The following is a 26,750-nucleotide window of genomic DNA, read 5'->3' as shown; positions in this document are numbered from 1 at the left end:
CACTCGTTTCTCTGAAATCCCTGTCGTCTTTCGCTCGGCTAACGCTCGCAGGCCTTTGCCTGGCACTCGTTGCGGGCTGCAGTTCCACGGCGACCAAAGTCGATCCGACTGCCGGCTGGAGCGCTGAGCGCCTGTACAGCCAGGCCCGCACGGACATGAGTTCGGGCAACTGGAGCGATGCGCGCAAAAACCTGGAAGCCCTGGAAGCCCGCTACCCCTTCGGCATCTATGCCCAGCAGTCCCTGATCGACCAGGCCTACATCAACTGGAAGGACGAAGAACCCGAACAGGCCAAGGCCGCCATCGACCGCTTCATGCAACAGTATCCGAACCATCCCGGCTCGGACTACATGCTGTATCTGAAGGGCATGATCACCTTCACGCCGCCCAGCGCCATCCTGTCGAACATCACCCGCCAAGACCCCAGCGAGCGTGACCCCAGAGGCCTGCGCGAATCCTACGAGGCCTTCAACGACCTGATCAAGCGCTACCCGGACAGCCGCTACACCCCCGATGCCCGCAAGCGCGTGGCCTGGCTGGTCAACACGATTGCCGAAAACGAAGTCCATATTTCCCAGTACTACTACGAGCGCGGCGCCTATGTGGCGGCGGCCAACCGGGCGCAGACCGTGGTCACGGACTTCGAAGGCGTTCCTATCGTGGAAAAGGCGTTGTACCTGATGATGCTCAGCTACCAAAAGCTGGATCTTCCCAATCTGGCCGAGGACGCCAAGCGGGTACTGGATACCAACTTCCCGGATAGTAAATACTACAAACAGGGTCTGGACGAACCCAAAAGCGCCTGGAATCCGCTCAACTGGTTGTAAGACCATCGTCGACGGCGGGCGGATGGGCCAGAAAATCCACCGCCACCGCCGCATCGCGCGTACGGGCAAAAGGCGGCAAGCCCTGCCATAGCTGCCGGCCATAGGGTTTATCGACCAGACGGCCATCCCCGACCATCAAAACGCCCCAATCCTGTTCCGACCGGATCAGACGCCCCGCTCCCTGCTTGAGCAACAAGGCCGCCTGCGGCAACTGATATTCCATGAACGGGTTGCCGCCTTCGGCGCGGCAGGCGTTCAGCCGGGCTTCGAGCACCGGATCATCGGGCGGCGCAAAGGGTAGTTTGTCGATGGCCACCAGCGTCAGCGCATCACCCGGCACGTCGATGCCTTCCCAGAAGCTGGTGCTGCCCACCAACACCGCATTGCCGGCTGCCCGGAAGCGTTCCAGCAGGACGCCGCGCGTGGCCTCGCCCTGACGCATGACGGGCCGATCCGAGGACAGCAAGCCCCGCAAGAGCTGGTCGGCGACGCGGTCGACCGCTCGCAGCGTCGTGCACAGCACCAGCACCCCGCCCCCGCAGGCATCCACCAGCGGCAGCAGAGCCTGGGCGAACGCATCGGTAAACCCCGGATCACTGGGCCAGGGCAGAGTTTGCGGCACATACAGCAAGCCCTGGGCAGGATAATCGAAAGGCGATACCCAGCTGGCAGTCCGGGCGTCCTGCAGCCCCAGCTGATGCTGGAAATGGGCGAAATTGCCGCGTACGGACAGCGTTGCCGACGTCAGCACCCAGGTCTGCTCAGGGCGTCGGAAGCCGGAGAAAATCCGCGCAACCGACAAAGGCGCCCGATGCAAGCGCACCGAATGCGTGCTGTGTTCGATCCATCGCACCGCCGCCTGATCTGCCGGTTCCGGCAGTCCCCGCGCCGGCTGCGCCCATTGCACCAGGCGCGCCCGCAACGTGCGGGCCGTACGGGCTGCCGCCGCCAGGTCGGGATGGCGTTCTTCCTGGGTGCCCAGGGCCTCGCTCAGGGTATCCAGCGCCTGCGTCAGCCGCTCCAGAGCAGGATCGAAGGCCTCGGGTTCGGGGATCTGCTCGAATGTCGCCCGCCCGCCGGGCATCCGCCCCACGGATGCGCTGACCAAGCGAAAGTCACGCGCAGCGGATTCCAAGGCCTGGCACAGTTCGCTCCAGCGTGCTGCCTCGCGGGCCTGCGCCAACCCGGCGGCCTCGGCCTGGCGGGTCAGATCCAGCAACTGATGCAGAGACACACTTTGACCCAGAAAACGGGTGGCGGTCTCCGGCAGTTGATGCGCCTCGTCGAACACCACCAGCCGGGTGTCGGGCAGCAGATCCGGAATGCCTTCTTCGCGCAGAGCCAAATCCGCCATGAACAGGGCATGATTGATGACGACCACGTCGGCTTCCTGGGCATGGCGCCGGGCCTTCAACAAAAAGCAGTCGCGCACAAAAGGGCAATCCTGGCCCAGACAGTTTTCGCGAGTAGAGGAAACCCGATTCCAGATATCGGCGGTTTCCGGCACCGACGGCAGGTCGGCCTTGTCCCCCGTGTTGCTGACCTGGACGAACTGGCGAATCTGCCGCAGTTGGGAAATTTCATCGCGAGATCGCAGGCCTCGATCATCCTGTTCGAGCCGTTCCAGATGATAGTGGCAGACGTAATTGCTGCGGCCCTTGAGCAAAGCCACATCCACCGACAAGGCCAGCGCCTCGCGCAAACGCGGGATATCCCGCCGGAACAACTGGTCCTGCAGGGTGCGGGTGCCGGTGGAGATCAGGACCTTGTCGCCCGACAGAAAGGCCGGCACCAGATAGGCCCAGGTCTTGCCGGTTCCCGTCCCGGCCTCGGCGACCAGCACGCCGCCGGCGGCTACGGCGTCCTGGATGGCGGCAGACAGTTCCTGCTGCGCTGCGCGCGGCACATAGCTCGGCAGCTGCTGGGCCAATGGGCCTTCGGGGCCGAATACGGCAGTCAGATCGTCGCTGAACATGGGGGAAGAAAGACGGGATGAATCGGTGGATGATACGCCAGACAATTCCGGGGGGCTCGCCGGCTATGGCAAAATGCGCCGCTTGATCTCTGTATTTTAGGACCTCAGCATGTCCATCGCCGCTACCGCCTCTTCTTCCCACCAGATCGACCCCGCGCGCGTCCTGCGCCTATTGTGCGCCGAGCTGGATGCCCGGCCTGCACAGATCGCTGCCGCCGTGGATCTGCTGGACACCGGGGCCACCGTGCCTTTTATCGCCCGTTACCGCAAGGAAGTCACCGGCGGCTTGGACGATACCGTGCTACGCCAGCTGGAAGTCAGACTGCTGTACATCCGCGAACTGGAAGGCCGACGCGTCGCGATCCTGGATTCGATCGCCCAGCAAGGCAAGCTGGATGATGCGCTGCAGGCTCAGATCCTGGCCGCCGACAGCAAACAACGCCTGGAAGATCTGTACGCCCCCTACAAGCCCAAGCGCCGCACCCGCGCCCAGATCGCCCGCGAAGCCGGTCTGGAGCCGCTGGCCGATATCTTGCTGGCCGACCCCGCTGCCGATCCCGAAACGCTGGCCGCCGGCTATTTGAACGTCGAAGCAGGATTCACCGATGCCAAGGCCGTCCTGAACGGCGCCCGCGACATTCTGGCCGAACGTTTCGCCGAACAGGCCACGCTGCTGGAAGCCCTGCGCGGCGAACTCTGGCAGACCGGTCTGCTCTACGCCCAGGTGGTATCGGGCAAGGAAGCCGAGGGCGAGAAATTCCGCGACTGGTTCGATTTCCATGAGGCGCTGCGCACTCTGCCCTCGCACCGCGTGCTGGCTTTGCTGCGAGGCCGCCAGCAAGGGATTCTGGACCTGCGACTGGGCCTGGACGCCGAACGGGAAGCCCTGACGCCGCACCCCTGCGTCACGCGCGTGGCCGACCTGCTGGACATAGACGCCTGCTTCGACGCCCAGGCCACGTCGCGCCAGCACTGGCTGGCCGAGGTCTGTCGCTGGACCTGGCGAGTGAAGCTGCTGACCGCCTTTGAAACCGAACTCATCGGTCGGCTGCGTGAAGCCGCTGAAACCGAGGCGATCCGGGTCTTCGCCGCCAATCTGAAGGATCTGCTGCTGGCCGCCCCCGCCGGCCCCAAGGCAGTGCTGGGCCTGGACCCCGGCATCCGCACCGGGGTCAAGGTCGCCGCCATCGATGCCACCGGCAAGCTGCTGGACACCGCCACCATCTACCCCTTTGAACCGCGCCGCGACGTGGAAGGCAGCCTGCGCACGCTGGCCGCCCTGATCCAGCGCCACCAGATCCCGTTAGTCGCGATCGGCAACGGCACGGCCTCGCGCGAAACGGAACGCCTGGCGGCGACCCTGCGCGAACGCCACCCGGAACTGGTCTTCGACCGGGTGGTCGTGTCGGAAGCGGGCGCATCCGTCTATTCCGCATCCGAGCTGGCCGCCCACGAATTCCCCGAGCTGGACGTCAGCCTGCGCGGCGCGGTCTCGATCGCCCGCCGGCTGCAAGACCCGCTGGCCGAACTGGTCAAGATCGAACCCAAGGCCATCGGCGTGGGCCAATACCAACATGACGTCAATCAACGCGAACTGGCGCATTCCCTGACGGCGGTCGTCGAAGACTGCGTCAACGCCGTTGGCGTGGACGTCAACACGGCCTCGGCGCCGCTCTTGACCCGCGTGTCCGGCCTGAACGCCAGCCTGGCCCGCAACATCGTGCAGTGGCGCGAGGCAAACGGGGCGTTTCCCAACCGCCGGGCCCTGCGCGAAGTGCCGCGCTTTGGTGACAAAGCCTTCGAACAGGCGGCGGGCTTTCTGCGCGTGCCCGGCTCGGATAATCCGCTGGACGCCTCCGCCGTCCACCCCGAAGCCTATCCCGTGGTCGAGCAGATCGTCCTGAAAGCGGGACGCCCCGCTGCCGAACTGATGGGCCAGCCGCAGGCCCTGAAAGGCCTGTCGCCCGCGGACTTCACCAGCGAGCAGTTCGGCCTGCCCACGGTGCGTGACATTTTCGCGGAGCTGGAAAAACCGGGGCGCGACCCACGTCCGGAATTCAAGACGGCGCAGTTCAAGGAAGGCATCCACGACATCAAGGATCTGGTGGCCGGCATGGTGCTCGAAGGCGTGGTCAGCAATGTGGCCAATTTCGGCGCCTTCGTGGACATCGGCGTGCACCAGGACGGCTTGGTGCACGTGTCGGCCCTGGCGGATAAATTCGTCAAGGACCCGCGCGATGTGGTGCGTGTCGGCCAGACCGTGCAAGTGCGAGTGCTGGAAGTGGACGTGGCGCGCAAGCGCATCGCGCTGACCATGCGCAAGGACGATCCCGAACCGCGCACCTCGGGTTCGTCCGGCGCGGGCGCGGGACGCGGACGCCCTGGTCAGCGAGGCGGGCGCACTGACAAGCCCGCCGCCGCCCCCCAAGGCGCCATGGCCGAAGCCTTCGCGCGACTGCGGAAGTAAGCGCCGGCCACCATCACACTGGGGTCTGTAGGGAAAGATTGATTCTGTAGGGAAAGTTTGGCTGAGTCCTTGATCTTGATCAGGTCTGCTCCTCTCATCATCGACTAAAAAGTCGTCAAAGGGGATCGAAATGTCACCATCTCCAGCCACTCAAGTCACCAGCACCCAGGCTGCCGCCTGGGTCACCTACAGAAGGAATCCTTCATGATTGATCCCGACAATGCTGCGCAGCAGGACGGATTGCGCAGTCTGCTCGGCCAGGCACGCGAACATGATCCGATCCGGGTGGCGGTCGCGCATCCGTGTGACGAGATCAGCCTGAAGGCGGCGCTGGACGCCCGCCGGGAAGGCCTGATCGACCCGATCCTGGTAGCGCCCCGCGCACGCCTGGAACAGGTCGCCGCAGCGCTGAACGCCTCGCTGGACGGCGTCGAGATTCTGGACGCAGCGCACAGCCACGCGGCAGCCGAGCAGGCCGTGGCGTTGGCGCGCGCCGGCGAAGTCGAAGCCTTGATGAAGGGCAGCCTGCACACCGACGAACTGATGAGCGCGGTCGTCGCCCGAGACGGGCTGCGCACCAGCCGGCGCGTCAGCCATTGCTACCTGCTGCAGACCCCGCACTACCCTCGGCCTTTCATCGTGACCGACGCGGCGATCAACATCGCCCCGACGCTGGAGCACAAGGCCGACATCGTCCGCAACGCCATCCGCCTGGCGCATGCGATCGGCGTCGCCGAGCCACGAGTCGCCATCCTGGCCGCCGTCGAGACCGTGACCGCCACCATGCCGGCCACGCTGGACGCAGCCGCCCTGTGCAAGATGGCGGACCGGGACCAGATCACCGGCGGGCTGCTCGACGGGCCGCTGGCCTTCGACAACGCAGTCTCGCTGGCCGCCGCACAGCTCAAGGGCATCCGCTCCGACGTCGCCGGCCGCGCCGACATCCTCGTCGTGCCCGACCTGGAAAGCGGCAACATGCTGGCCAAGCAACTGATGTACCTGGGCAATGCAGCCAGCGCCGGCATCGTTCTGGGCGCGCGCGTGCCCATCATCCTGACCAGCCGAGCCGACACCTACGCGTCCCGCATCACCTCGTGCGCCTTGGCCCTGATCCTGGCGCACCATTACCGGAGCGCCCCGCTATGATCCGCGACCAGACGAACTCTTCCGGATCCGCGCTGATCCTGGTGCTGAACTGCGGCTCATCGAGCATCAAGTTCGCCCTGTTCGATACAGCCGCCAATCCGCTGCCGCGCCGCCCCGCCTGGAACGGCAAGATCGAGGGGATCGGCGGCGCCCGCCCGGACTTCGGCGAAACCGGCGTCGCACCGTTTGCGATCGAACTGAACCCACAAACCCCCTATCGCGACGCCCTGGATATGATCCTGCAGCGCGTGCAGGCCCGGCTGGGCGACGGACGCCTGGTGGCTGTCGCCCACCGCGTCGTCCACGGCGGCAGCAAATATTCCACGCCGGTACGCATCGACGCCCATGTGCTGGAGGACCTGCGCGCCTACATCCCGCTGGCGCCGCTGCACCAGCCTTTCGCGCTGGATGCCATCGATATCCTGCTGCGGGAACGGCCCGATTTGCCCCAGATCGCCTGCTTCGACACGGCTTTCCACCACACCATCCCGCAGATCGAGCAGATGCTGCCGCTGCCCTATGAAGCATGGGAACGCGGCCTGCGCCGCTACGGTTTTCACGGCCTGTCCTACGAATACCTGTCCATTGCCCTGCCAGAACGGCACGGCGACCACGCGCGAGGGCGCGTCATCGTCGCCCATCTGGGCAGTGGCGCCAGTCTGTGCGCCATGCGCGACCTGCGCAGCCAGGCAACCACCATGGGGTTCTCCGCCCTGGACGGCCTGATGATGGGCACCCGCACCGGCTCGCTCGACCCGGGGGCTGTGATCTACCTGATGGAGATCGAACGGCTCAGCCTGGAAGAAGTCGGTCGCATCCTGTACCACGAATCCGGCCTGAAAGGCGTCTCGGGCATTTCGCCCGATCCGCGCGACCTGCTGGCCCGCGAGGCGGACACGCCGCGCGCGCGGCTGGCCCTGGACCTGTACGTGCGCCGGATCGTGCGCGAGATCGGCGCCTTGACCGCCGTGCTGGGCGGGCTGGACATGCTGGTATTCACGGCCGGGATCGGTGAACACAGCGTTGAGCTGCGGCGGCGGATCTGCGCACAGTTGGGCTGGCTGGGCGTGCGTCTGGATGAAGAAGCCAACGCCGCTCAGGCAAACACGCTATCCGCGCCCGGCGGCACCGTGCAGGTCGCCATGGAATCCACCAACGAGGAATGGGTCGCCGCCCGGCATGCACTCGATCTGCTGGGCTGAGACCGCTCGAACCACACTCAGCCTTCTTCTCCCACGGAGCACATCATCATGTTCTTCCACAACACCACACTGCTGGTCATTTTCGTCCTCGGGGTGATCGCCACTTTTTTCGGCTTCGGCCTGCGCGACCGCAACCCAGGCATCATCCTGCTGAGCCTGGGGTTCCTGGCGATACTCTTCGTTGTCGTGCGCAAGGCAATCGACATCACTGGCTGAATAGCGCCTCCATGATAAGATAGTAATTAATTACTTTCTTTTCGTGGGGGCAACATGCCGAACACCTCCCAGAAATACCTGCCGGCGCAAGCACGGCGGGCCGCCACGGTGCAGTCCGTCATCGAACTGGCCGCCCGCTGCAATCCGGCGGACATCACTACCGCTGCCATTGCTCAGCACATGCAGCTCACCCAGGGCGCCCTGTTCCGGCATTTCCCGAACAAGGAAGCCATCTGGGACGCCGTGATGAGCTACGCGTGCGAGACGCTGCTGGCGCGCATCGACGCGGCCACGGCGCAAACCGACGGACCGCTCGCGGCGCTGCACGCCATGTTCCAGGCTCATGTGGATTTCATCGTCGACCACCCTGGCATCCCGCGCATTCTGTTCGCTGAACTGCAGCATGACCATCCCACGCCCGCCAAGTCCCAGGTGCAGGGATTGCTGGCCCATTACCGAGAAAAGCTGCTGGGCCATGCCCGCCGCGGCATCGACCAAGGCGAACTGCACAGCGCGCTGGATCTGGACGCCCTGCCCGTGCTGTTTGTCGGCATGATCCAGGGCCTGGTCATCCAGTCCATGCTGGCCGGCGACATACAGCGCATGCAACACCAGGCGCCCGCCGTGTTCACCCTATTTTGCCAAGGCATCAAGGCCTGCCCATGAAACGCCTGTCCATCACCGGCAGACGCCTGCTGCTGACCATTCCGGCCCTGATCCTGCTGGGGCTGTTCCTGTCTGTCATCCTGCAGTCCGGGCCGCTGGCCCGCATCCCGGTCACGACAGCACACGTCCAGGAGGCTTCCATCCATCCCGTGCGTTTCGGCATCGGTTCGATCGAAGCCCGGCAGGTCCATCGGATCGGCCCCACCCTCACGGGGCGGCTGCTGCGGCTGGATGTGGAAACCGGCGATACCGTGCGCGCAGGCCAAATCCTGGGAGAAATCGACCCCGTTGACCTGGACGACCGCATCCGGGCCCAGATGGCGATGCTGACGCGTGCACGTATCCGGTCACAAGAAGCCCGTCTCCGCCAGGATAGAGCCCAAGTCCAGCTGCAGCGCTACGACACGCTGCTGAAAGCATCCGCCACCAGCGAGGAATCCGCCAGCGACAAGCGCCATGAAGCAAAGCTGGCGCACTCTTTCCTGCAAGCCGCCGCGCAGGATATCGAGCAGCTGCAGGCCGAACTGGCTGCGCTGAAGACTCAACGGCGCAATCTGGCGCTCGTGTCTCCCATTGATGGCTTTGTCCTGACACGCGAGGCCGACCCCGGCACGACCCTGATGGCCGGACAGACCGTGATCCAGGTGGTCGCGCCGGACACGCTCTGGCTGAACGTGCGCTTTGACCAGGCTGGCCCCGCCGGGCTGACAGAAGGCCTGACGACCCATATCGTGCTGCGATCCCGCAGGCTGCAACCGGCCTCGGGCCGGATCGCCCGGATCGAACCGGTGGCTGACGCCGTCACCGAAGAATTGCTGGTCAAGGTCGCCTTCGATGCCCTGCCCGCGCCGCTGCCCGCGCTGGGCGAACTGGCCGAAGCCACGGTGAAATTGCCGGCCACCCGGCAAGGCCCGGTGATTTCCAATGCCGCCATCCGCCATCAGGACGGACAGCCCGGGGTCTGGCGCATCCAGGATGGCCGCCCGGTCTTTACCCCGATCCGTATCGGCGCCACCGATGCCCAGGGCATGGTCCAGGTAATGGAAGGATTGCAGGCCGGTGAGCTGATCATCGTCCACAGCGATAGCCCGCTGACGGCGCGCAGCCGGATCCGCAGCACCGGCCCGGCACGCACGGAACCCGGCACATGATCAGCCTGGCCGGACGCGACATTCAGCATGCCTGGGGCAAATTCCTGTTCACAGGGATCGGCCTGGGGTTGCTGATCGGCGTCACACTGATCATGGCAGGCGTCTATCGCGGCCTGGTCGCCGATGCGCGCGCGCTGCTGGACAATAGCGGCGCCGACCTATGGGTCGTGCAGCAGGATACCCAGGGTCCGTATGCCGAAAGTTCTAGCCTGCCCGACGATGCCTACCGCAGCATCCTGGGTCTGGAAGGCGTGCGCCAGGCGGCCAACGTCACCTATCTGACGATGCAGGCGCGCCATCGAGGCCGCGACGTCCGCATCATGGTGGTGGGCGCAACCCTGGGCATCCCCGGCGCGACGCCCGGCGGCCCCCCCAATCTGGTGGCGGGTCGCCAGATCGTCCTGAACCACTACGAAGCCGTGGCGGACGTGACGACCGGCTTCGCCCTGGGCGACCGGATCACCATCCGCCGCCATGAATACACGGTGGTCGGCCAGACCCGGCGCACCGTGTCGTCCAGCGGCGATCCGATGGTTTTCATCCCGCTGAAAGACGCGCAGCAGGCGCAGTTTCAGAAGGACAATGACGCCATCTGGCAGAGCCGCCGCCGCACAGCGGCCAATCCCGGTCTGAACCAGCCCGGCAATGATGCCGCGCGTCAAGCCGTGCTGGACAGCCAGACCAGCAACCCGTCGGTCAACGCCGTTCTGGTGACGCTGCATCCCGGCGCGGATGCCGCCGAGGTCGCCGCCCGCATCCAGCGCTGGACCCGCCTGTCCGCCTACACGCGAACCCAGATGGAAACCATCCTGGTGGACAAGCTGGTGGCATCATCGGCGCGGCAGATCGGCATGTTCCTGATGATTCTGGCCCTGGTCAGCGCAGCGATCGTGGCCTTCATCATCTATTCCCTGACCATGGACAAAATCCGCGAGATCGCCGTGCTCAAGCTGATCGGCACACGCAACCGCACCATCGCCGGGATGATTCTGCAGCAAGCGCTGGCCTTGGGCTTGATCGGCTTCATGGTAGGTCAGATTGCCGCGACGTTTTCCGCTCCGGTCTTCCCCAAGTACGTGCTGCTGATTCCGGCGGATTCCGCCGCCGGCCTGGCGGCGATCCTGCTGATCTGCGCGCTGGCCAGTCTGGTGGCCATCCGGATCGCCTTGCGGGTCGATCCCGCCGACGCTATTGGATGAATGTCATGAGCCATTCCGGGATCCTGATTGAAGGGTTGAGCAAACGCTACGGCCAGGGCGACACCGCCGTGCAGGCGCTGCGCGACGTCAATCTGTCGGTGGCGCCCGGCGAGGTCGTGGGCCTGATCGGGCCATCCGGGTCGGGCAAGAGCACGCTGCTGAAATGCCTGGGCGCCGTCATCGACCCGAGCAGCGGGCGCATGACCCTGGGCGGCGAGACGATCTACGACGACGGTTGGCGGGTCAAAGATCTACGGGCGCTGCGCCGCGATCGGATCGGATTCATTTTCCAGGCGCCCTATCTGATCCCGTTTCTGGACGTCACCGACAATGTGGCGCTGTTGCCGATGCTGGCTGGCGTGAGCACGCGCGACGCCCGCGCCCGTGCACTGAATGTGCTGGCCGCGCTGCAAGTCGACCACCGCGCCCAGGCCATGCCCACGCAACTGTCCGGCGGCGAACAGCAGCGGGTCGCCATCGCACGCGGTCTGATCAACCGACCGCCCGTCATTTTGGCCGACGAGCCGACGGCGCCGCTGGACAGCGAACGCGCCATGGCGGTCGTGCGCATCCTGAACCACATGGCGCAGCAGTACCGCACCGCCATCATCGTGGTGACTCACGATGAAAAGATCATCCCGACCTTCAAACGCATCTACCGCATCCGCGATGGGGCCACGCACGAAGAAGCGGGGGAAGGCCGATCCTTCGACTGAAGGTCGGCAGTCTGAATAAGCGCAAAGCGGCCCACCCCGAACTCCACCAACCGGCCCACTCGCCGCACGAGGAACAAGGCGTCCAGCCCCTGGCGCAGAGCCAGCGCGGGTCCTTCGTCTGGACCTGCCACCAGCAACGCCGTCGCCCAGGCATCGGCATCCATGCAGGTGGCCGCTAGCACTGTGACGGAAGCCAGCGGATTGCGCACCGGCGCCGCCTGACGACCATCCATGGTGTGCGCCAAGCGCTCGCTGCCTGCCTGAACCCAGTGGCGATAATCGCCCGATGTCGCAACGGCCAGGTCGGCCAGATCGATCACCCCGTGGGCTGCGCGACGGCCATCCTGCGGGCTTTCCAGGGCGACCGCCCAGGGTCGTCCATCAGCTCGACCGCCGCAGGCTCTCAGTTCCCCATCTAGGCTGAGCAGGGCGTGAGCGACACCATGATCGGCCATGACGCGGGCCATCCGGTCCACCGCGTAGCCTTTGGCGATTCCGCACAGGTCCAACGTCAGAGGCGCCCGCTTGCGCGCCCGTCCTTGCGCCAGGTCAACGTCCAGCCAGAGATGCGCCGGGTAATGCTTGGCGGCGGCCAGCCGGATGGCGACCGGATCGGGCGTATCCACCGTAGCGCCAAACCCCCAGGCGTTGACCAGGCCGCCGACAGCCGCGTCGAAAGCGCCGCCGCTCAGGGCACCGATGTCCCGCGCGCGCGTCAGCACTTTCAGCATGGCCTCAGGCAACTCCACCCATTGCTGCTGCTCGGCCCGGTTCAAGCGCATCAGATCACTGCCCGGTTTCCAGGGCGACATCTGCGCGTCCACCATCGCTACCGCCTGGGCTAGATCACGCGACAGCGCGTCATGATCCAGGCCCGGCGCCGCCTGGTAGCGGGCCGACCAGCGCGTCCCCATGGTCGGCCCGCTCAGGGTAGAGTCGACCGCCGGAGCAGACGATGGCCTGGGCTTCACGTTCAGTAGCTTCAGTAGCTGAAGGACTGGACAAACTGACGCCCGGTGGCAGCCTGACCGCCTCCCGCCGTGGTCAAGGGCACGCGGATGTCGGACGGACTATCGCGCATATCCTCTACGGCGGCATCGACATGGATCTCGTAGCCGGCGTCGAACAGGGCATCGGCCAGCTCGATCGTCACCGTCAAGGTTCGGCCCTCTCCCACGCTGGCGCCAGTCACGCCATCGATCGGCGAGGCCTTCCCCGCCGACAGCCGCTTCCAGTCGCTCAGGTGTTTGTAGTATTTCGCCTTGCGGCCCGCCAGCGCGAGGGTGCCCGCGTAGGCGCCCCGAGCATCGGTCAGGTAGACCGCCAGGTAAGCGCCGTCGCCACCATAGTTTTTCAAGGTCGTGGATAAGGTCACCGTGCGCGCCTGCGTCAGGGCGGGAATAGTCAGGGTAGTGGCGGCCAGCAGCGCCGCAATCGAAATCGTCTTCATGGACAATGCTCCTGTGAAAGCGTCAGCCGGCGCCGGGTGGCGCCCCTTCACAAACATGCTAAACAGGAGAGCATTGACGCCAGATGAACGCCGGCGCGTCAGACCACGCCGCGCGCCTGCAAGGACTGCACGTCTTCCGGCGACAACCCCAAAACGTCGACCAGCACATCCGCAGTGTGTTCACCCAGTCCGGGCGGTGGCAGGCGGTAATCGACCGGCGTGTCCGACAGACGGATCGGGCTGGCCACCAGAGGCACGGACCCGACTTCGGGATGGGGCATGTCGATCTTCAGGCCGCGTGCGCGCACCTGAACGTCATCGAACACTTGTTCCATCGTGTTGATCGGGCCGCAAGGCACTGCACGGGATTCCAGCGCTTCGATCCAGGCAGCCGTGGTCCGGGCCGTGGTGAGATGGCGCAGCATCGGGATCAGGGTGTCGCGATGCTCCACCCGCGCCCGGTTGGTGGCGAACCGGGAATCGGCGGCCAGATCCGGACGTCCGGCTTCCTGGCAGAACCGCGCGAACTGGCCGTCGTTGCCGATCGCCAGAATCATGTAGCCATCCGCCGTGGGGAAATCCTGATACGGCACGATGCTGGGATGCGCATTCCCCAGCCGGCCCGGACTGTTGCCGGTCGCCAGATAGTTCATGGCCTGATTGGCCAGGCAGGCGACCTGCACGTCCAGCAGGGCCATGTCCACATGCTGGCCCAGGCCGGTATGTTCCCGGGCAGCCAGCGCCGCCTGAATGGCATTGGCTGCATACAGACCGGTCAGAATGTCCGTCAGGGCCACGCCGACCTTCATGGGGCCGCCCCCCGGCTGGTCGTCCGGCCTGCCGGTCACGCTCATCAGGCCGCCCAGCCCCTGCACCAGAAAATCGTAGCCCGCCCGCGCCGCATACGGCCCGGTCTGGCCGAACCCGGTGATCGAGCAATACACCAGACGCGGATTGATGGCCCGCAAACTGTCGTAGTCCAGGCCGTAGCGGGCCAGCCCGCCCGCCTTGAAGTTTTCCACCAGCACATCCGACTCGCGTACCAGCCGGCGGATCAGTTCCTGACCGTCAGGGCTGGCCATGTCCACGGTCACGGAACGTTTGTTGCGGTTGGCGCATAGATAGTAGGCCGCGATGCGGGATTCCCGACCCTGCGCGTCCGGCATCCAGGGCGGCCCCCAGCCACGCGTGTCGTCCCCCGATTCGGGCCGCTCGATCTTGATCACATCGGCTCCCAGATCGCCCAGGATCTGGGTTGCCCAGGGGCCGGCCAGCACCCGCGACAGATCCAGCACCCGAATGTGCGACAAGGCCCCTGCAGCAGCCTGTTGCTGCCCTGCGCCCTGCGCCGCCTGGCTGACCGTCTCTTGCGCCATCGACTTGCCTCTTAGTTCGAGAACGCGGCGATACCGGTGATCGCCCGCCCCAGGATCAGGGCATGCACATCGTGCGTGCCTTCGTAAGTATTCACGACTTCCAGATTGACCAGATGGCGGGCGACGCAGAACTCGTCGGAAATCCCGTTGCCGCCCAGCATGTCGCGGGCCGTGCGGGCGATGTCCAGCGCTTTGCCGCAGGAATTGCGCTTGATGATCGAGGTGATTTCCACCGGCGCAATGCCCTCGTCCTTCAGATGGCCCACCCGCAACACAGCCTGCAGACCCAGCGTGATCTCGGTCAGCATGTCGGCCAGTTTTTTCTGGACCAACTGATTGGCGGCCAATGGGCGACCAAACTGCTTGCGGTCCAGCACATACTGGCGAGCGGTCTCGTAGCAGGCCTCGGCCGCGCCCAAGGCGCCCCAGGCGATGCCATAGCGGGCGGAATTCAGGCAGGTGAAGGGGCCTTTCAGGCCGCGCACGTCGGGGAAGATGTTGTCTTCAGGGACAAAGACCTCGTCGAGCACGATCTCGCCGGTGATCGAGGCCCGCAGGCCGACCTTGCCATGAATGGCCGGCGCCGACAGGCCCTTCCAGCCTTTTTCCAGGATGAAGCCGCGGATGTCGCCGGCCTCGTCCTTGGCCCAGACGACGAACACATCGGCGATCGGGCTATTGGTGATCCAGGTCTTGGCGCCGCTCAGGCTGTAGCCGCCCGGCACCTTTTTGGCGCGCGTCACCATGGACCCCGGATCCGAGCCGTGATCCGGCTCGGTCAGGCCAAAACAGCCGATCCATTCACCGGAGGCCAGTTTCGGCAGGTATTTTTCCTTTTGAGCGGTCGTGCCGAAGGCATTGATCGGCACCATGACCAGTGAGCTTTGCACACTCATCATCGAACGGTAGCCTGAATCCACGCGCTCGACCTCGCGGGCGATCAAGCCATAGCACACATAGTTCATGCCAGCCCCGCCGTATTCCTCGGGGATCGTGGCGCCCAGCAAGCCCAGTTCCCCCATCTCGCGAAAAATAGCGGCATCCGTCTGTTCATGACGGAAGGCATCCTGCACGCGGGGCAGCAGACGATCCTGAGCGTAGGCGCGGGCGGCATCGCGCACCATGCGTTCCGTGTCGGTCAGCTGCTGGTCCAGCAGCAGGGGATCAAGCCATTGGAACTGGGGGCGGGACGAGGACATGAACAGGCTCCTGAGATAGCAAAGTGATGATTTTGCATACTACTGGCCTGGCCCAGGCCATGCAAACGATATAAACTGATTAATGTGTGAATTTTAATCACTAATTAGTCCTGCGACCATGCGTAAACGCCTGCCCAGCACCACGGCGCTTCAGGCTTTCGAAGCCGCCGCCCGCCACCAGAGCTTCACCCATGCAGCCCAGGAACTGTCCCTGACCCAGGGCGCCATCTGCCGTCAGATCGCCAGCCTGGAAGCCTTTGTCGGCGTCCCTTTGTTTGACCGCGTCCGTCGCGGCGTGCGCCTGACCGATGCCGGCGAACGCTATGGCCGCCTAGTTCGCCGCCAGCTCGACGCCATCGAACGCGACACCCTGGCCATCATGGCGCACCAAGGCGGCGGCGTGGTGGACCTGGCCGTGGTGCCGACGTTCGCCACCCGCTGGCTGCTACCCCGACTGGCCACTCCTCAGGCCCGCAGCCTGGGGCTGCAGGTGAACATGGCGACCCGCACCCGACCGTTTCTGTTCGACGACACGGAATTCGACGCGGCCATTTATTCCGGCGATCCTGGCTGGCCGGGCACACAGGCGTATTTTCTGATGCGTGAAAATCCGATGCCGGTGTGCAGCCCGCAACTGACCGAAGGCCCGCTGGACGCCGCCGCCATCGCCGCCCTGCCCCTGCTGCAGCAAAGCACCCGGCCCACCGCCTGGCGTGAATGGTTTGCCTCGGCAGGCGTCGCGGCGCCCGCCTCGATGGCCGGTCTACGACTGGAACTCTTTTCCATGCTGTCCCAGGCGGCAGCGGACGGCCTGGGAGTGGCGCTGATTCCGCCCTTTCTGATCCAGCAGGAGCTGCACCGCGGCGAGCTGCACATCCTGAACCCGCACAGCGGCCCAGCGCAAAGGGCCTTTCACCTGATCGTGCCGGAACGCAAGACCGCCCTGCCCGCCCTGGTGCAATTTCGCGACTGGATCAGCGCCCAGGCACAGCTCGACCGCCCGCACCCGGACGGCGAGCCGGCGCTGGGCACCGACGCGGCTACAGAGTCCGCGCCACTTCGTCCAGAGACTGCGCGAAACGATCCGCCAGCAGATTCACCTGCGCCTCGGTGATGATCAGCGGCGGGCAGAAGGCCAGGCTGTCCTGGATGCCGCGCAAGATCAGACCATTGGCCTGTGCCTGTTTCACCACCGCCGCCCCTGCTTTTCCAAGCGGGTCGAACGACGTGCGGCCAGCCTTGTCCGCCACCAGTTCCACCGCCGCGATCAGCCCGACGCCCCGCACCTCCCCGACCAGCGGGTGAGCGGACAGTTCGCGCAGGCGGCGCTGCAAGACGGCGCCTGCCGCCGCTGCGTTGTCGACCAGACCGCGCTCTTCGATGATGCGGATGTTTTCCAGGGCCACGGCAGTCGCCACCGGGTGTCCGCTGGCCGTGTAGCCGTGTCCGAAGGATCCCAGCTCGCCGCTGTGGCGAGCCAGCACCGACGCTACTTGCTCATTCATCAGTACGGCAGCCAGGGGCTGGTACGAGGACGTCAGCTGTTTGGACAAGGTCATGAAATCGGGCTCGATCCCGTACAGGTCCGAGGCGAACATCCGCCCCGTGCGTCCGAAGCCCGTGATGACCTCGTCGGCGATCAGCAGCACGTCGTGCTTGCGGCACACGGCCTGCATCTTCGGCCAATACGTTTCCGGCGGCACGATCACCCCGCCCGCGCCCATGACCGGCTCGCCGATGAAAGCGGCCACCGTCTCCGGACCTTCGGCCACGATCAAGGCATCCAGTTCGTCGGCCAAGCGGTCGGCAAAGGCGGTTTCAGTCTCGCCCGGCAGACTCTCGCGGTACCAATGCGGGCAGCCGGTATGCAGCATGCGCGGTAAGGGCAGATCGAAACTGCGATGGTTGCCCGCCAGGCCCGTCAGGCTGGCCGAAGCAACCGTCACCCCGTGATACCCCCGCTGACGGGCAATGATCTTTTTCTTGTTCGGACGACCCAGGGCATTGTTGTAATACCAGACCATTTTGACAATGGTGTCGTTGGCCTCGGACCCCGAATTGGTGAAAAAGGCCTGCGCCATGCGCCCGCCCGTCAGGCCGATCAGCTTTTCCGCCAATTCGATCGACGGCACGTTCGATTTGTGGGTGAACGTATGGTAGAAGGGCAGGCGCTGCATCTGTTCGTAGGCCACCTGGGCCAGTCGGGGCTCGCTGAACCCGACCGCCACGCTCCAGAGTCCGGCCATGCCCTCGATGTATTCCTTGCCCGCCGTGTCGTACACATAGATGCCGTTGCCGCGATCCATGATGCAAGGCCCTTCCTCGCGGTGGCGCTGGGCGTTGGTGTAGGAATGAAACTGGTAAGCCACATCATCATGGGCCAGGCTATTGCTTGTACTCATCACGGATTCCTTTTGGAACAAAGTTAAAGATAAGCGCCGACCACGCGGGCAAGCGTGTCGAAGGCGGGCCGGATGTCTTCCGGGCTGACCCCGGCATACCCCAGCAAGAGGCCGGGACGGGCATGTGTCCGTTCCAGGTAATAGGTGCTCAGGGCGCGCGTCACCACGCCTTGCTGCAAAGCGTCGCGCACTACCAGCGTGTCATCCACCCCTTCGGGCAAGGCCAGGATCAGATGCAGGCCGGCATCGCCGCCGACGATCTCCAGGGTCTGGCCGAAGTGCCGATCGATTTCGTCAATCAGGCAGGCGCGGCGCTCGGCATAGCGGCGTCGGACACGGCGGATATGCTGCGCCAGATGGCCTTCGCGGATGAACTCGGCCAGCACCGCGTGATTCATCATGTTGCCTTCCCGAAACAGCTCTGCCACGGCATTGGCAAAAGGGTCCGCCAGGGATTCCGGCACCACCATGAAGCCGACCCTGAGGCCGGGACACAGCGTTTTGCTGAAGCTGCCCGCGTACAGCACGCGCCCCGATTCGTCCATGCCCTGCAGGGACGCCAGCGGTCGAGTGCCGTAGCGAAATTCGCTGTCGTAGTCGTCCTCGATGATCCAGCAGGACACCTGGCGCGCATATTCCAACAGCATGCGCCGCCGGGCCAGGCTCATCACCATGCCCAGCGGATACTGGTGCGAAGGCGCCACGACGATCAGGCGTGGCGGGCGGGCGTATTCGGCTTCCTGGGGCCAGATGCCCTCGTCGTCGACGCGGATCGGCACCAGGCGTAGTCCGGCGGTCAGCAGCAGGTTGCGCACGCCCCAATAGGCGGGTTCTTCGATCCAGACGGTATCGCCCGGATCGCACAACAGCCGGGCCGCCACATCGATCCCCTGGTGAATGCCGGTAGTCATGACGACCTGTTTGGCGGAACTGCGCACGGCGCGGACGCTACCCAGATAATCCGAAATCGCCTGCCGCGCGGGGCCGTACCCCCCCGCGGGGGCATAGCGCATCAAATCCCAGGGCTCGTTGCGCCACAGGCGGTTCTGAATCCTGGACCAGGTTTTCAACGGAAATTCCCGCACATCTGGAATCCCCGGCATGAAGGCGCCTGTCTGCAGATTGGAGAACCCCAGCCGCGACACCAGCCCTCGCCCGCGACGCGACAAATCATGGCCGCTGTTCGTGTGGGCAGCCGCCGCATCGGGCGCATCGCTCTGGGCAGCCGGCGATTCGAGCAGATCCTGGCTGATGTCCTGGACATAGGTGCCGCGCCCGACACCGGCGTGCACATAGCCTTCTTCGGCCAGTTGGTCATACACCTGCAGCACCGTATTGCGCGCAATCCCCAAATCGGCGGCCAGATCCCGCGATGAAGGCAAGCGCGCCCCGGCGCTGAGATGCCCCTCTAGAATGGCCCTACAGATAAGCTGGTACAAACGCCGATATGCAGGACTATCAGACGAGGTATCGAAGTGTTGCAACAACCACTCGGATAGAATAAAGGATTCCAAATTGGCTCCATTGGATTTATTTAAATGGATCTATTTGACAAACCAAAAGATTAGTATAGTGAAAAAAAATCAGTGCGGAAACACCCCGCCTACCCGGAGACAAACATGACAGACCTGAATCAGGACTGGCAGCAGCGCAAAAATTCTGCCATCCCCAATGGCATCGGCATCACCTGCGACTTCTACGCCCACCGCGCCCTGAATGCGGAACTATGGGACGTGGAAGGCCGACGGTATATCGATTTCGCCGCCGGCATCGCCGTGGCCAACACCGGCCACTGCCATCCCCGCATCGTCCAGGCGATCCGTCACCAGCTGGACGCCTTTACCCACACCGCCTTTCAGGTCGCGCCCTACGGTTCGTATGTCGAACTCGCCGAACGCATCAACCGCCTGACGCCGGGCAACCATGCCAAAAAGACCGCCTTTTTCACCACCGGCGCCGAAGCGCTGGAAAATGCGGTCAAAATCGCCCGCGCTGCCACAGGCCGCACCGGCGTCATCGCCTTTTCCGGCGCCTTTCATGGCCGCACCTTCATGGGGATGGCCCTGACTGGCAAGGTCGCTCCTTATAAGCAGGACTTCGGCCCCTTGCCCGCCGAGGTCTACCACATCCCCTTCCCCTGCCCCCTGGAAGGCGTGAGCGTGCAGGATTCCCTGAAGGCGCTGGATCTGCTGTTCAAGGCCGACATCAGCCCGAAGCGTGTCGCCGCCATCGTCATCGAACCGGTTCAGGGCGAAGGCGGCTTCAACGTCGCCCCCCCCGAATTGCTGCAGGCGCTGCGCCAGCGCTGTGACGAGCACGGCATTCTGCTGATCGCCGACGAAGTGCAGACCGGCTTCGCCCGCACCGGCAAGATGTTCGCCATCGAACACTCCGGCGTCACGCCCGATCTGATCACCATGGCCAAAAGCCTGGCGGGCGGCATGCCGCTGTCGGGCGTGTGCGGTCGTGCCGAACTGATGGACGCCGCCCCACGCGGGTCGTTGGGCGGCACCTACGCCGGCAATCCACTGGCCATCGCAGCCGCACTGGCGGTGTTGGACATCATCGATGACGAAGCGCTGATCGCTCGAGCGGATACACTGGGGACGCGCCTGAAACAGGCGCTGGCCGACCGCAAACACCCCCGCATCGCCGACATCCGCGGTCTGGGCTCCATGGTCGCGGCTGAATTCCGCCGCCCCGACGGTCGTCCCGACCCAGGGACTGCTGCTGCCATCCAGCGGCGCGCCCTGGAACGTGGCCTGGTCCTGCTGACCTGCGGCGCCGATGGACACGTCATCCGATTCCTGTTTCCCCTGACAATTCCGGATGGCATCTTGGACGAAGGTCTGGCTATCCTGATGGATGCCATGGCCGATCCCGCCTGATGCCATCCCGATCACCCGACTTCGGAGACCACCCCTGATGTCCGCTGTTTCCACCCCCGAACCCCTGGTCCGATTCCAGGGCGTCCAGAAATCCTATGACGGAAGTCATCTGGTCGTCCGGGATCTCAATCTCGATATCTACCCCGGCGAATTCCTGTCCCTGCTCGGTCCGTCCGGGTCCGGCAAGACCACCTGTCTGATGATGCTCGCCGGCTTCGAGTCCCCGACCCAGGGGGATATCCTGCTGGAAGGCCGCCGTCTCAATGACGTGCCGCCTCATCACCGCAATCTGGGCATGGTGTTTCAGAACTATGCGCTATTCCCCCACATGACGGTGGAACGCAATCTGGAATATCCGCTGAAAGTCCGCAAGGTACCGGCCTCGCAACGAGCGCAACGCATCCACGATGCCTTGTCCATGGTGCAGATGCAGGATTTCGCCAAACGCTATCCCGCTCAGCTGTCCGGCGGCCAGCAGCAGCGTATCGCGCTGGCGCGCGCCCTGGTCTTCGAACCCAAGATCGTGCTCATGGACGAACCGCTGGGCGCTCTGGACAAGCAGCTGCGCGAACACATGCAACTGGAACTCAAAGCCCTGCACCGGAAACTGGGCATCACGTTCGTCTACGTCACCCACGACCAGAGCGAAGCCCTGACCATGAGCAACCGCATCGCGGTCTTCAACCAGGGCATCATTCAGCAAGTCTGCAGCGCCGACGAACTCTACGAATCGCCCTGCAACCGCTTCGTGGCGGGATTCGTGGGCGACAGCAACCAATTCCCCGGCACCGTGCGCGCCCAGGACGGCGACTGGTGCGAGGTGGAAGTCGTCGGAGGTCCGCGTTTGCGCGGCCTGAACGTCCAGGGCTTGCAAACCGGCAGCCCCTGCGTCATCGCCATGCGTCCCGAACGCATCCTGCCCGATGACAGCGATGGCCCGAACCGCTTCGACGCCCACGCCGTCGATGAAGTCTATTTCGGCGACCATGTCCGCCTGCGCTGCCGCCTGGGCGACAGCGACACGTTTTTCGTCAAAATGCCCCTGGCCGCGGACGCCGGGAAGCATACACAGGGCGCCCGCATCCCCCTGCGGATCGATCCCGAGCACGTCCGTGTTTTCCATCCCTAACGCCTTACACGCCATACTCATAACACAGGAGACACCTCATGAAAAAAACCCCGCTTTTGACGGCGCTGGCCGTCACCGTCCCGCTGGCGCTGTTCCAGGCGCCGTCCCAGGCGCGCGACCTGACCGTGGTCAACTTCGGCGGCGCCAACGGCGATGCTCAGAACGCGGCATTCATCCAGCCCTTCGAAAAGAGCACCGGCAAAAAGGTCATCCCCGTGGCCTATAACGGCGAACAGGCCAAGGTCAAGGCCATGGTCCAGTCCAACAACGTCGTCTGGGACGCCGTCGAAGTCGAAACCGGCGATCTGGGCCGCGGCTGTGACGAAGGCCTGTATGAAGACATCGACTGGGGCTCCATCCTGGACAAGGGCGATATGGTGCGCGGCGCCTTGATGTACTGTGGCGTGGGCACCTTCGTCTGGTCCACGGCGCTGGCCTACAACGCGGACAAGCTCAAAACCGCGCCCACAGGCTGGGCCGACTTCTGGGATGTGCAGAAATTCCCCGGCAAGCGCGGGCTGCGCAAGGGCGCCCACTACAACGTGGAATTCGCGCTGATGGCCGACGGCGTGCCGACAGATCAGGTCTACAAAGTCCTGTCGACCCCCGAAGGCGTGGACCGCGCCTTCAAGAAGCTCGACGAACTCAAGCCCCATATCCAATGGTGGGAAGCCGGCGCTCAGCCGCCGCAGATGCTGTCAGCCGGCGACGTGGTGATGTCAGCCGCCTATAACGGACGCATCGACGCCGCACAGCGCGAAGGCCAGCCCCTGAAGGTCGTCTGGAACCAAAGCGTCTACGACTTTGACTACTGGGTCATCCCCGCCGGCTCCCCCAATAAGGAACAAGCGATCGAGTTCATCCGCTACGCCAGCTCGCCCGACGCACAGGCGGCCTATTCGCAGCAGATTGCCTACGGCCCTGTCAGCAAACAAGCCATCGGCAAGCTCAGCCCGGACGTCCTGGCCAATGTGCCTAATTCACCGGCCAACGCCCGTAACGCCTTGTTCAACAGCATCGAATTCTGGACCGATCACGGCGAAGAACTCGAACAGCGCTTCACGGCCTGGGCCGCCCGCTGATCCTACGCGCGGGATGGCCTTCGGGCCATCCCGTTCGCTCTAACGTCTGGATACTGCCATGGATACGACCTTAGACGACCCCGCCGCCATCCGGCGCTCGATGCAAACCGCCCAGCGGAAGAAAACCTGGCGCGCAATGCTGCTGGTCGGCCCCTTGGCCGTTTTCCTGTTGGTCATCTTCATCATCCCCATCGCATCGCTGCTGACCCGGGCCGCCGACAACCCCGAAGTCATCAACACCCTGCCTCACACGCTACAAGCCCTGGCCGACTGGGACGGCGCCGGCCAACCGCCGGACACCGCCTACCAGGCTCTGGCGCATGACCTGGGCAATGCCAAAAGCACCCCCGCCGCCGGTGAACTGGCGCGCCGGCTGAATTATGAAATTTCCGGATATCGCTCGCTGATCTTCAAGACGCTGCGCCGCCTGCCTTTCCCCGCCGCCGATGCCGCCGATGCCCGCGCACGACTGATCGATCTGGACGAACGCTGGGCCGACCCCGCCTACTGGGCCGTCATCGCCAGCAATGACACCTCCTGGACGCCTTACTACCTGCTGTCCTCTCTGGATCTGAAGCTGAACGCCAAGGGCAGCATCGTGTCGGTTCCGCCAAACACATCGGCCTTCCAGGAAATCTTTTCCCGCACCTTCGAGATCAGCGCCATCGTCACCCTGGCGGCGCTGCTCCTGGGTTACCCCCTGGCCTACTGGATCACGCGCCTGCCCAAGCGCCGCGCCAACCTGGTCCTGATCTGCATCCTGATCCCCTTCTGGACATCCGTGCTGGTGCGCATCGCCGCCTGGGTAGTGCTGCTGCAGCGCGAGGGCCTGATCAACAGCGCCCTGAGCGAACTGGGGCTGATCGACCAGCCGCTGCCTCTGCTGTTCAACCGCCTGGGCGTCTACATCGCCATGGTTCACATCCTGTTGCCCTTCATGGTGCTGCCCCTGTACAGCGTCATGCAGTCGGTGCCGTCCACCTATCAACGGGCTGCGATCTCTCTGGGCAGCCATCCCTTCGCCGCGTTCTGGCGCATCTACGTGCCGCAGACCTACCCCGGCATCGCTGCCGGATCCCTGCTGGTGTTCATCATTTCCATCGGCTACTACATCACCCCAGCCCTGCTGGGCGGCGCAGCCGACCAGATGATCAGCTACTACGTGGCCTATTTCACCAACCAGACCATCAACTGGGGCATGGCCAGCGCGCTGGGCTTGATCCTGCTGGCAGGCACGCTCGTGCTCTATGCGCTGTACCGCAGGGTTTCCGGCAAGGAACTAGCCCTGAATTAATACACGGACCCCGAACATCGGAACCGCCACGGCCGCAGCCGTCTTGCGGTTCCTCTTTGAAGGCCTGAAGGACGATCATGTTCAACCCGGAATTCCCACCTTATCTATCCCTGACCGAACGAGTCTGGCATTACGCGTTGCGCATTCTGTGTGTGCTGATCCTGCTGTTTCTGCTGCTGCCGGTCCTGGTCATCATCCCCCTGTCGTTCAACCAGGGTTCGATGCTGCTCTACCCGATCGACGGCTTTTCCCTGCGCTGGTATACGGCCCTGTTCCAGTCCGACGAATGGGCCAGGGCCACCACCAACAGCTTCATCGTGGCCCCTGCCGCCACGGTGCTGGCCACCGTACTGGGCACGCTGGCGGCTGCCGGCCTGCACCGCACGAATTTTCGCGGCAAGGGCCTGCTGATGTCGATCTTGATTTCACCGATGATCGTACCGCTGGTCGTCACCGGCCTGGGCATCTATCTGTTTTTCGCGCCCTACGGTCTGGTCAATAGCTACGCCGGCCTGATCCTGGCGCTGGCCGCGATTGGCGCGCCTTTCGTCGTCACCACGGTATCGGCCACCCTGCAGGGTTTCGACTCCAATCTGCTGCGCGCCAGCTATAGCCTGGGCGCCGGTCCTGTGCGCACGTTTTTCCGCGTCACGCTGCCCATCATCGCGCCCGGCGTAATCGCCGGCGCCCTGTTCGCCTTTGCCACGGCCTTTGACGAAATCGTGATCACGCTGTTCCTGGCCGGCCCCGAGCAGGTCACGCTGCCGCGCCAGATGTTCACCGGCATCCGCGAAAACATCAGCCCCATCATCGCCGCCGTCGCGACCATCCTGATCCTGTTTTCCACCGCGCTGTTGCTGGTGCTGGAATGGCTGCGCGGTCGCGCGGCAGCCAAGATGACGCAGGCCAAACCCAACGGCCAAACCGCCTGAACGGGGCGCCTTGGCGTGGCGCAGGCGGGAAGCGCCTTAGCTTCCCAGCGCCTGTTCCAGCGCTTCCTGCACGGCGCCGACCTGCTTGACCGGACAGCGCGCCCAGCGCAGGCTGTTCGATTCCAGACTGACTACGCCATCGGGCCCTGCCGGCAGCAGGGTCAGGTCATGACCGACAAAAGACCGGCTCAGGCTGTTCAGGACCTTTGGATCGCCGAAGGGTTCCGACAGCAGCAGTTCCGCGCCATCGGCAGCAAACAGGCGCTGGCGGAATTTGCCGTCCTCGTCGCGGAAAGACACCAGGCGCGCTTTGGCGGCCTTGGCGGTAGACGCGCCGGCCTTGCTGGATGCGGCCGCCGGCTGGCGCAAACCGACTGCTTCGCGCAACTGGTCCATGAACGGCACTGCCGCGCGTCGCGCTTTTTCAGCCCCCGCCTGCAAAACGGCTTCGATGCGATCGGGGTGCGCCATCAGATCGGCGTACCGCGCCCGCATGGGACCGATCTGCGCTTCGATCTGTTCACACAGCGCCTGTTTGGCATCGCCCCAGCCCAGCCCGCCTTCCAAAGCAGCCCGAAAATCCGCCGCCTGCTGCGCCGTGGCAAACGCCCGGTACAGGGTGAACAGGTGCGAACCCTCGGCGTCCTTGGGTTCTCCGGGCAGCCGCGAATCCGTGACGATCTGCGCCACGGCGGCCTTCAAGGCCTTGGCGCCGCCCTCGAACAAGGGAATCGTGTTGTTGTAGCTCTTGGACATCTTGCGCCCGTCCAGGCCGGGCAGCGTGGCGACATCCTCGTCGATCTGGACCTCGGGCAGGACGAATAGGTCCCGCCCCCGGCCATACAGGTGATTGAAACGCTGGGCGATATCGCGCGCCATTTCCAGATGCTGCACCTGATCGCGCCCCACCGGCACCCGATGGGCATTGAACATCAGGATGTCCGCCGCCATCAGCACCGGGTAGGAAAACAGCCCCATGGTTACGCCGTCGTCCGGGTCGACACCCTTGAGCACATTGGCGTCGACCGATGCCTTGTAGGCATGCGCGCGGTTCATCAGGCCTTTGGCCGTCACGCAGGTCAACATCCAGCACAGTTCCGGGATTTCCGGCACATCGGACTGGCGGTAGAACGTCACGCGATCCGTATCCAATCCCCCCGCGATCCAGGTGGCGGCGATCTCCATGCGCGACTGCGCCACCCGGGCCGGATCGGCGCACTTGATCAAGGCATGGAAATCCGCCAGGAAAAAGAACGCGTCCACCCCGGCTTCGGTGCTGGACTGGATGGCCGGACGGATGGCCCCGGCATAATTGCCCAGGTGCGGCGTACCGGACGTGGTGATGCCGGTCAGGACCCTGCGGGTCGCCGGCGCATTCGCGGAAGAAGTCATCTGCATCTCTGATAGTCGGATCACAGGACGGCGTGCCGTAT

At 64.6% G+C, this 26,750-nt stretch carries 22 protein-coding genes and 1 pseudogene; 15 read left to right on the top strand and 8 right to left on the bottom strand.

The features are described from left to right. The first annotated feature begins 11 nt into the window (after positions 1 to 11). Positions 12 to 827: an outer membrane protein assembly factor BamD gene (locus WBF69_RS05440; RefSeq protein ID WP_424262170.1), complete on the top strand. Its 816-nt coding sequence runs from the start codon at positions 12 to 14 to the stop codon at positions 825 to 827. Here the strand turns inward: WBF69_RS05440 and WBF69_RS05435 are convergent. Continuing rightward, positions 814 to 2,802, bottom strand: a complete 1,989-nt coding sequence (locus tag WBF69_RS05435; protein ID WP_424262007.1) for an ATP-dependent DNA helicase — start codon at positions 2,800 to 2,802, stop codon at positions 814 to 816. The two genes, WBF69_RS05440 and WBF69_RS05435, sit on opposite strands and share 14 nt — an antisense overlap. Before the next feature lie 109 nt (positions 2,803 to 2,911). On the opposite strand from WBF69_RS05435, the gene WBF69_RS05430 reads away from it, so the two are divergent. From WBF69_RS05430 to WBF69_RS05395, 8 genes and pseudogenes are all read left to right on the top strand, one after another. Continuing rightward, entirely contained in the window at positions 2,912 to 5,269 is a 2,358-nt protein-coding gene (locus tag WBF69_RS05430) for a Tex family protein (RefSeq protein WP_424262005.1), read from the top strand. A 222-nt stretch (positions 5,270 to 5,491) separates the two neighbouring features. Next, positions 5,492 to 6,415, top strand: a pseudogene (locus WBF69_RS05425) (bifunctional enoyl-CoA hydratase/phosphate acetyltransferase); the annotation flags it as partial. Then, positions 6,412 to 7,617: an acetate/propionate family kinase gene (locus WBF69_RS05420; RefSeq protein ID WP_424262003.1), complete on the top strand. Its 1,206-nt coding sequence runs from the start codon at positions 6,412 to 6,414 to the stop codon at positions 7,615 to 7,617. The pseudogene WBF69_RS05425 and the gene WBF69_RS05420, both read left to right, overlap by 4 nt. 48 nt (positions 7,618 to 7,665) lie before the next feature. Beyond that, entirely contained in the window at positions 7,666 to 7,833 is a 168-nt protein-coding gene (locus tag WBF69_RS05415; RefSeq protein ID WP_424262001.1) for a hypothetical protein, read from the top strand. 54 nt (positions 7,834 to 7,887) lie between these two features. After that, complete coding sequence (locus WBF69_RS05410) at positions 7,888 to 8,499, top strand: TetR/AcrR family transcriptional regulator (protein ID WP_424261999.1); 612 nt, start codon at positions 7,888 to 7,890, stop codon at positions 8,497 to 8,499. Then, entirely contained in the window at positions 8,496 to 9,650 is a 1,155-nt protein-coding gene (locus tag WBF69_RS05405; RefSeq protein ID WP_424261997.1) for an efflux RND transporter periplasmic adaptor subunit, read from the top strand. Before WBF69_RS05410 ends, WBF69_RS05405 begins: the two co-directional genes overlap by 4 nt. After that, entirely contained in the window at positions 9,647 to 10,849 is a 1,203-nt protein-coding gene (locus WBF69_RS05400) for an ABC transporter permease (RefSeq protein WP_424261995.1), read from the top strand. The genes WBF69_RS05405 and WBF69_RS05400 overlap by 4 nt, the downstream gene beginning before the upstream one ends. A 5-nt stretch (positions 10,850 to 10,854) precedes the next feature. Further along, positions 10,855 to 11,565 carry an ABC transporter ATP-binding protein gene (locus WBF69_RS05395; RefSeq protein ID WP_424261993.1) on the top strand — a complete coding sequence of 237 codons (711 nt, stop codon included), beginning with the start codon at positions 10,855 to 10,857 and terminating at the stop codon, positions 11,563 to 11,565. Here WBF69_RS05395 and WBF69_RS05390 read toward each other — a convergent pair. The 4 genes from WBF69_RS05390 to WBF69_RS05375 form a co-directional block, all read right to left on the bottom strand. Continuing rightward, the gene (locus WBF69_RS05390; RefSeq protein ID WP_424262168.1) at positions 11,505 to 12,479 is read right to left on the bottom strand and encodes an FAD:protein FMN transferase; all 975 of its coding nucleotides are present in this window, start codon (positions 12,477 to 12,479) and stop codon (positions 11,505 to 11,507) included. The two genes, WBF69_RS05395 and WBF69_RS05390, sit on opposite strands and share 61 nt — an antisense overlap. A gap of 68 nt (positions 12,480 to 12,547) precedes the next feature. Then, entirely contained in the window at positions 12,548 to 13,015 is a 468-nt protein-coding gene (locus WBF69_RS05385) for a DUF2271 domain-containing protein (protein ID WP_424261991.1), read from the bottom strand. A 98-nt stretch (positions 13,016 to 13,113) separates the two neighbouring features. After that, positions 13,114 to 14,391 (bottom strand): CaiB/BaiF CoA transferase family protein, encoded by a 1,278-nt coding sequence (locus WBF69_RS05380; protein ID WP_424261989.1) that lies wholly within the window; start codon positions 14,389 to 14,391, stop codon positions 13,114 to 13,116. An 11-nt stretch (positions 14,392 to 14,402) separates the two neighbouring features. After that, positions 14,403 to 15,590, bottom strand: coding sequence for an acyl-CoA dehydrogenase (locus WBF69_RS05375; protein ID WP_424261987.1), 1,188 nt, complete (start codon positions 15,588 to 15,590; stop codon positions 14,403 to 14,405). Positions 15,591 to 15,708: 118 nt separating this feature from the next. On the opposite strand from WBF69_RS05375, the gene WBF69_RS05370 reads away from it, so the two are divergent. Further along, positions 15,709 to 16,704: a LysR substrate-binding domain-containing protein gene (locus WBF69_RS05370; protein WP_424261985.1), complete on the top strand. Its 996-nt coding sequence runs from the start codon at positions 15,709 to 15,711 to the stop codon at positions 16,702 to 16,704. Here the strand turns inward: WBF69_RS05370 and WBF69_RS05365 are convergent. Both WBF69_RS05365 and WBF69_RS05360 read right to left on the bottom strand, forming a co-directional pair. Further along, positions 16,631 to 17,992 carry an aspartate aminotransferase family protein gene (locus tag WBF69_RS05365; protein ID WP_424261983.1) on the bottom strand — a complete coding sequence of 454 codons (1,362 nt, stop codon included), beginning with the start codon at positions 17,990 to 17,992 and terminating at the stop codon, positions 16,631 to 16,633. The genes WBF69_RS05370 and WBF69_RS05365 overlap by 74 nt on opposite strands. Positions 17,993 to 18,015: 23 nt before the next feature. Beyond that, entirely contained in the window at positions 18,016 to 19,506 is a 1,491-nt protein-coding gene (locus tag WBF69_RS05360; protein WP_424261981.1) for a PLP-dependent aminotransferase family protein, read from the bottom strand. Positions 19,507 to 19,611: 105 nt separating this feature from the next. Here WBF69_RS05360 and gabT point away from each other — a divergent pair, with 105 nt between their 5' ends. The 5 genes from gabT (at position 19,612) to WBF69_RS05335 (ending at position 25,317) form a co-directional block, all read left to right on the top strand. Further along, entirely contained in the window at positions 19,612 to 20,880 is a 1,269-nt protein-coding gene (gene gabT / locus WBF69_RS05355) for a 4-aminobutyrate--2-oxoglutarate transaminase (protein ID WP_424261979.1), read from the top strand. Positions 20,881 to 20,917: 37 nt separating this feature from the next. Continuing rightward, positions 20,918 to 22,009 (top strand): ABC transporter ATP-binding protein, encoded by a 1,092-nt coding sequence (locus WBF69_RS05350; RefSeq protein WP_424261977.1) that lies wholly within the window; start codon positions 20,918 to 20,920, stop codon positions 22,007 to 22,009. Between the two features lie 38 nt (positions 22,010 to 22,047). After that, positions 22,048 to 23,091, top strand: coding sequence for an ABC transporter substrate-binding protein (locus WBF69_RS05345; protein WP_424261975.1), 1,044 nt, complete (start codon positions 22,048 to 22,050; stop codon positions 23,089 to 23,091). A gap of 58 nt (positions 23,092 to 23,149) precedes the next feature. After that, a complete protein-coding gene (locus tag WBF69_RS05340) occupies positions 23,150 to 24,385 on the top strand; it encodes an ABC transporter permease (protein WP_424261973.1) in 1,236 nt (411 codons plus the stop codon). A 77-nt stretch (positions 24,386 to 24,462) separates the two neighbouring features. Next, positions 24,463 to 25,317: an ABC transporter permease gene (locus WBF69_RS05335; protein ID WP_424261971.1), complete on the top strand. Its 855-nt coding sequence runs from the start codon at positions 24,463 to 24,465 to the stop codon at positions 25,315 to 25,317. A gap of 36 nt (positions 25,318 to 25,353) precedes the next feature. Here the strand turns inward: WBF69_RS05335 and WBF69_RS05330 are convergent, their stop codons facing one another. Next, complete coding sequence (locus WBF69_RS05330; RefSeq protein ID WP_424261969.1) at positions 25,354 to 26,709, bottom strand: tryptophan--tRNA ligase; 1,356 nt, start codon at positions 26,707 to 26,709, stop codon at positions 25,354 to 25,356. Positions 26,710 to 26,750: the final 41 nt, after the last annotated feature.

The sequence above is a fragment of the Castellaniella sp. genome, from assembly GCF_049673105.1.
In the GTDB taxonomy this organism is placed as follows: domain Bacteria; phylum Pseudomonadota; class Gammaproteobacteria; order Burkholderiales; family Burkholderiaceae_B; genus Castellaniella.
Note: the sequence above shows the minus strand (reverse complement) of the source record. Positions and strands in the feature narration are given on the sequence as shown.

Bases quoted from the DNA above. Each gene is read 5' to 3' on its own strand.
- WBF69_RS05435 (WP_424262007.1), bottom strand. From the start codon at position 2,802: ATGTTCAGCGACGATCTGACTGCCGTATTCGGCCCCGAAGGCCCATTG.
- WBF69_RS05430 (WP_424262005.1), top strand. From the start codon at position 2,912: ATGTCCATCGCCGCTACCGCCTCTTCTTCCCACCAGATCGACCCCGCG.
- WBF69_RS05420 (WP_424262003.1), top strand. From the start codon at position 6,412: ATGATCCGCGACCAGACGAACTCTTCCGGATCCGCGCTGATCCTGGTG.
- WBF69_RS05415 (WP_424262001.1), top strand. From the start codon at position 7,666: ATGTTCTTCCACAACACCACACTGCTGGTCATTTTCGTCCTCGGGGTG.
- WBF69_RS05410 (WP_424261999.1), top strand. From the start codon at position 7,888: ATGCCGAACACCTCCCAGAAATACCTGCCGGCGCAAGCACGGCGGGCC.
- WBF69_RS05405 (WP_424261997.1), top strand. From the start codon at position 8,496: ATGAAACGCCTGTCCATCACCGGCAGACGCCTGCTGCTGACCATTCCG.
- WBF69_RS05400 (WP_424261995.1), top strand. From the start codon at position 9,647: ATGATCAGCCTGGCCGGACGCGACATTCAGCATGCCTGGGGCAAATTC.
- WBF69_RS05395 (WP_424261993.1), top strand. From the start codon at position 10,855: ATGAGCCATTCCGGGATCCTGATTGAAGGGTTGAGCAAACGCTACGGC.
- WBF69_RS05390 (WP_424262168.1), bottom strand. From the start codon at position 12,479: ATGGGGACGCGCTGGTCGGCCCGCTACCAGGCGGCGCCGGGCCTGGAT.
- WBF69_RS05385 (WP_424261991.1), bottom strand. From the start codon at position 13,015: ATGAAGACGATTTCGATTGCGGCGCTGCTGGCCGCCACTACCCTGACT.
- WBF69_RS05380 (WP_424261989.1), bottom strand. From the start codon at position 14,391: ATGGCGCAAGAGACGGTCAGCCAGGCGGCGCAGGGCGCAGGGCAGCAA.
- WBF69_RS05375 (WP_424261987.1), bottom strand. From the start codon at position 15,590: ATGTCCTCGTCCCGCCCCCAGTTCCAATGGCTTGATCCCCTGCTGCTG.
- WBF69_RS05370 (WP_424261985.1), top strand. From the start codon at position 15,709: ATGCGTAAACGCCTGCCCAGCACCACGGCGCTTCAGGCTTTCGAAGCC.
- WBF69_RS05365 (WP_424261983.1), bottom strand. From the start codon at position 17,992: ATGAGTACAAGCAATAGCCTGGCCCATGATGATGTGGCTTACCAGTTT.
- gabT (WP_424261979.1), top strand. From the start codon at position 19,612: ATGACAGACCTGAATCAGGACTGGCAGCAGCGCAAAAATTCTGCCATC.
- WBF69_RS05350 (WP_424261977.1), top strand. From the start codon at position 20,918: ATGTCCGCTGTTTCCACCCCCGAACCCCTGGTCCGATTCCAGGGCGTC.
- WBF69_RS05345 (WP_424261975.1), top strand. From the start codon at position 22,048: ATGAAAAAAACCCCGCTTTTGACGGCGCTGGCCGTCACCGTCCCGCTG.
- WBF69_RS05340 (WP_424261973.1), top strand. From the start codon at position 23,150: ATGGATACGACCTTAGACGACCCCGCCGCCATCCGGCGCTCGATGCAA.
- WBF69_RS05335 (WP_424261971.1), top strand. From the start codon at position 24,463: ATGTTCAACCCGGAATTCCCACCTTATCTATCCCTGACCGAACGAGTC.
- WBF69_RS05330 (WP_424261969.1), bottom strand. From the start codon at position 26,709: ATGACTTCTTCCGCGAATGCGCCGGCGACCCGCAGGGTCCTGACCGGC.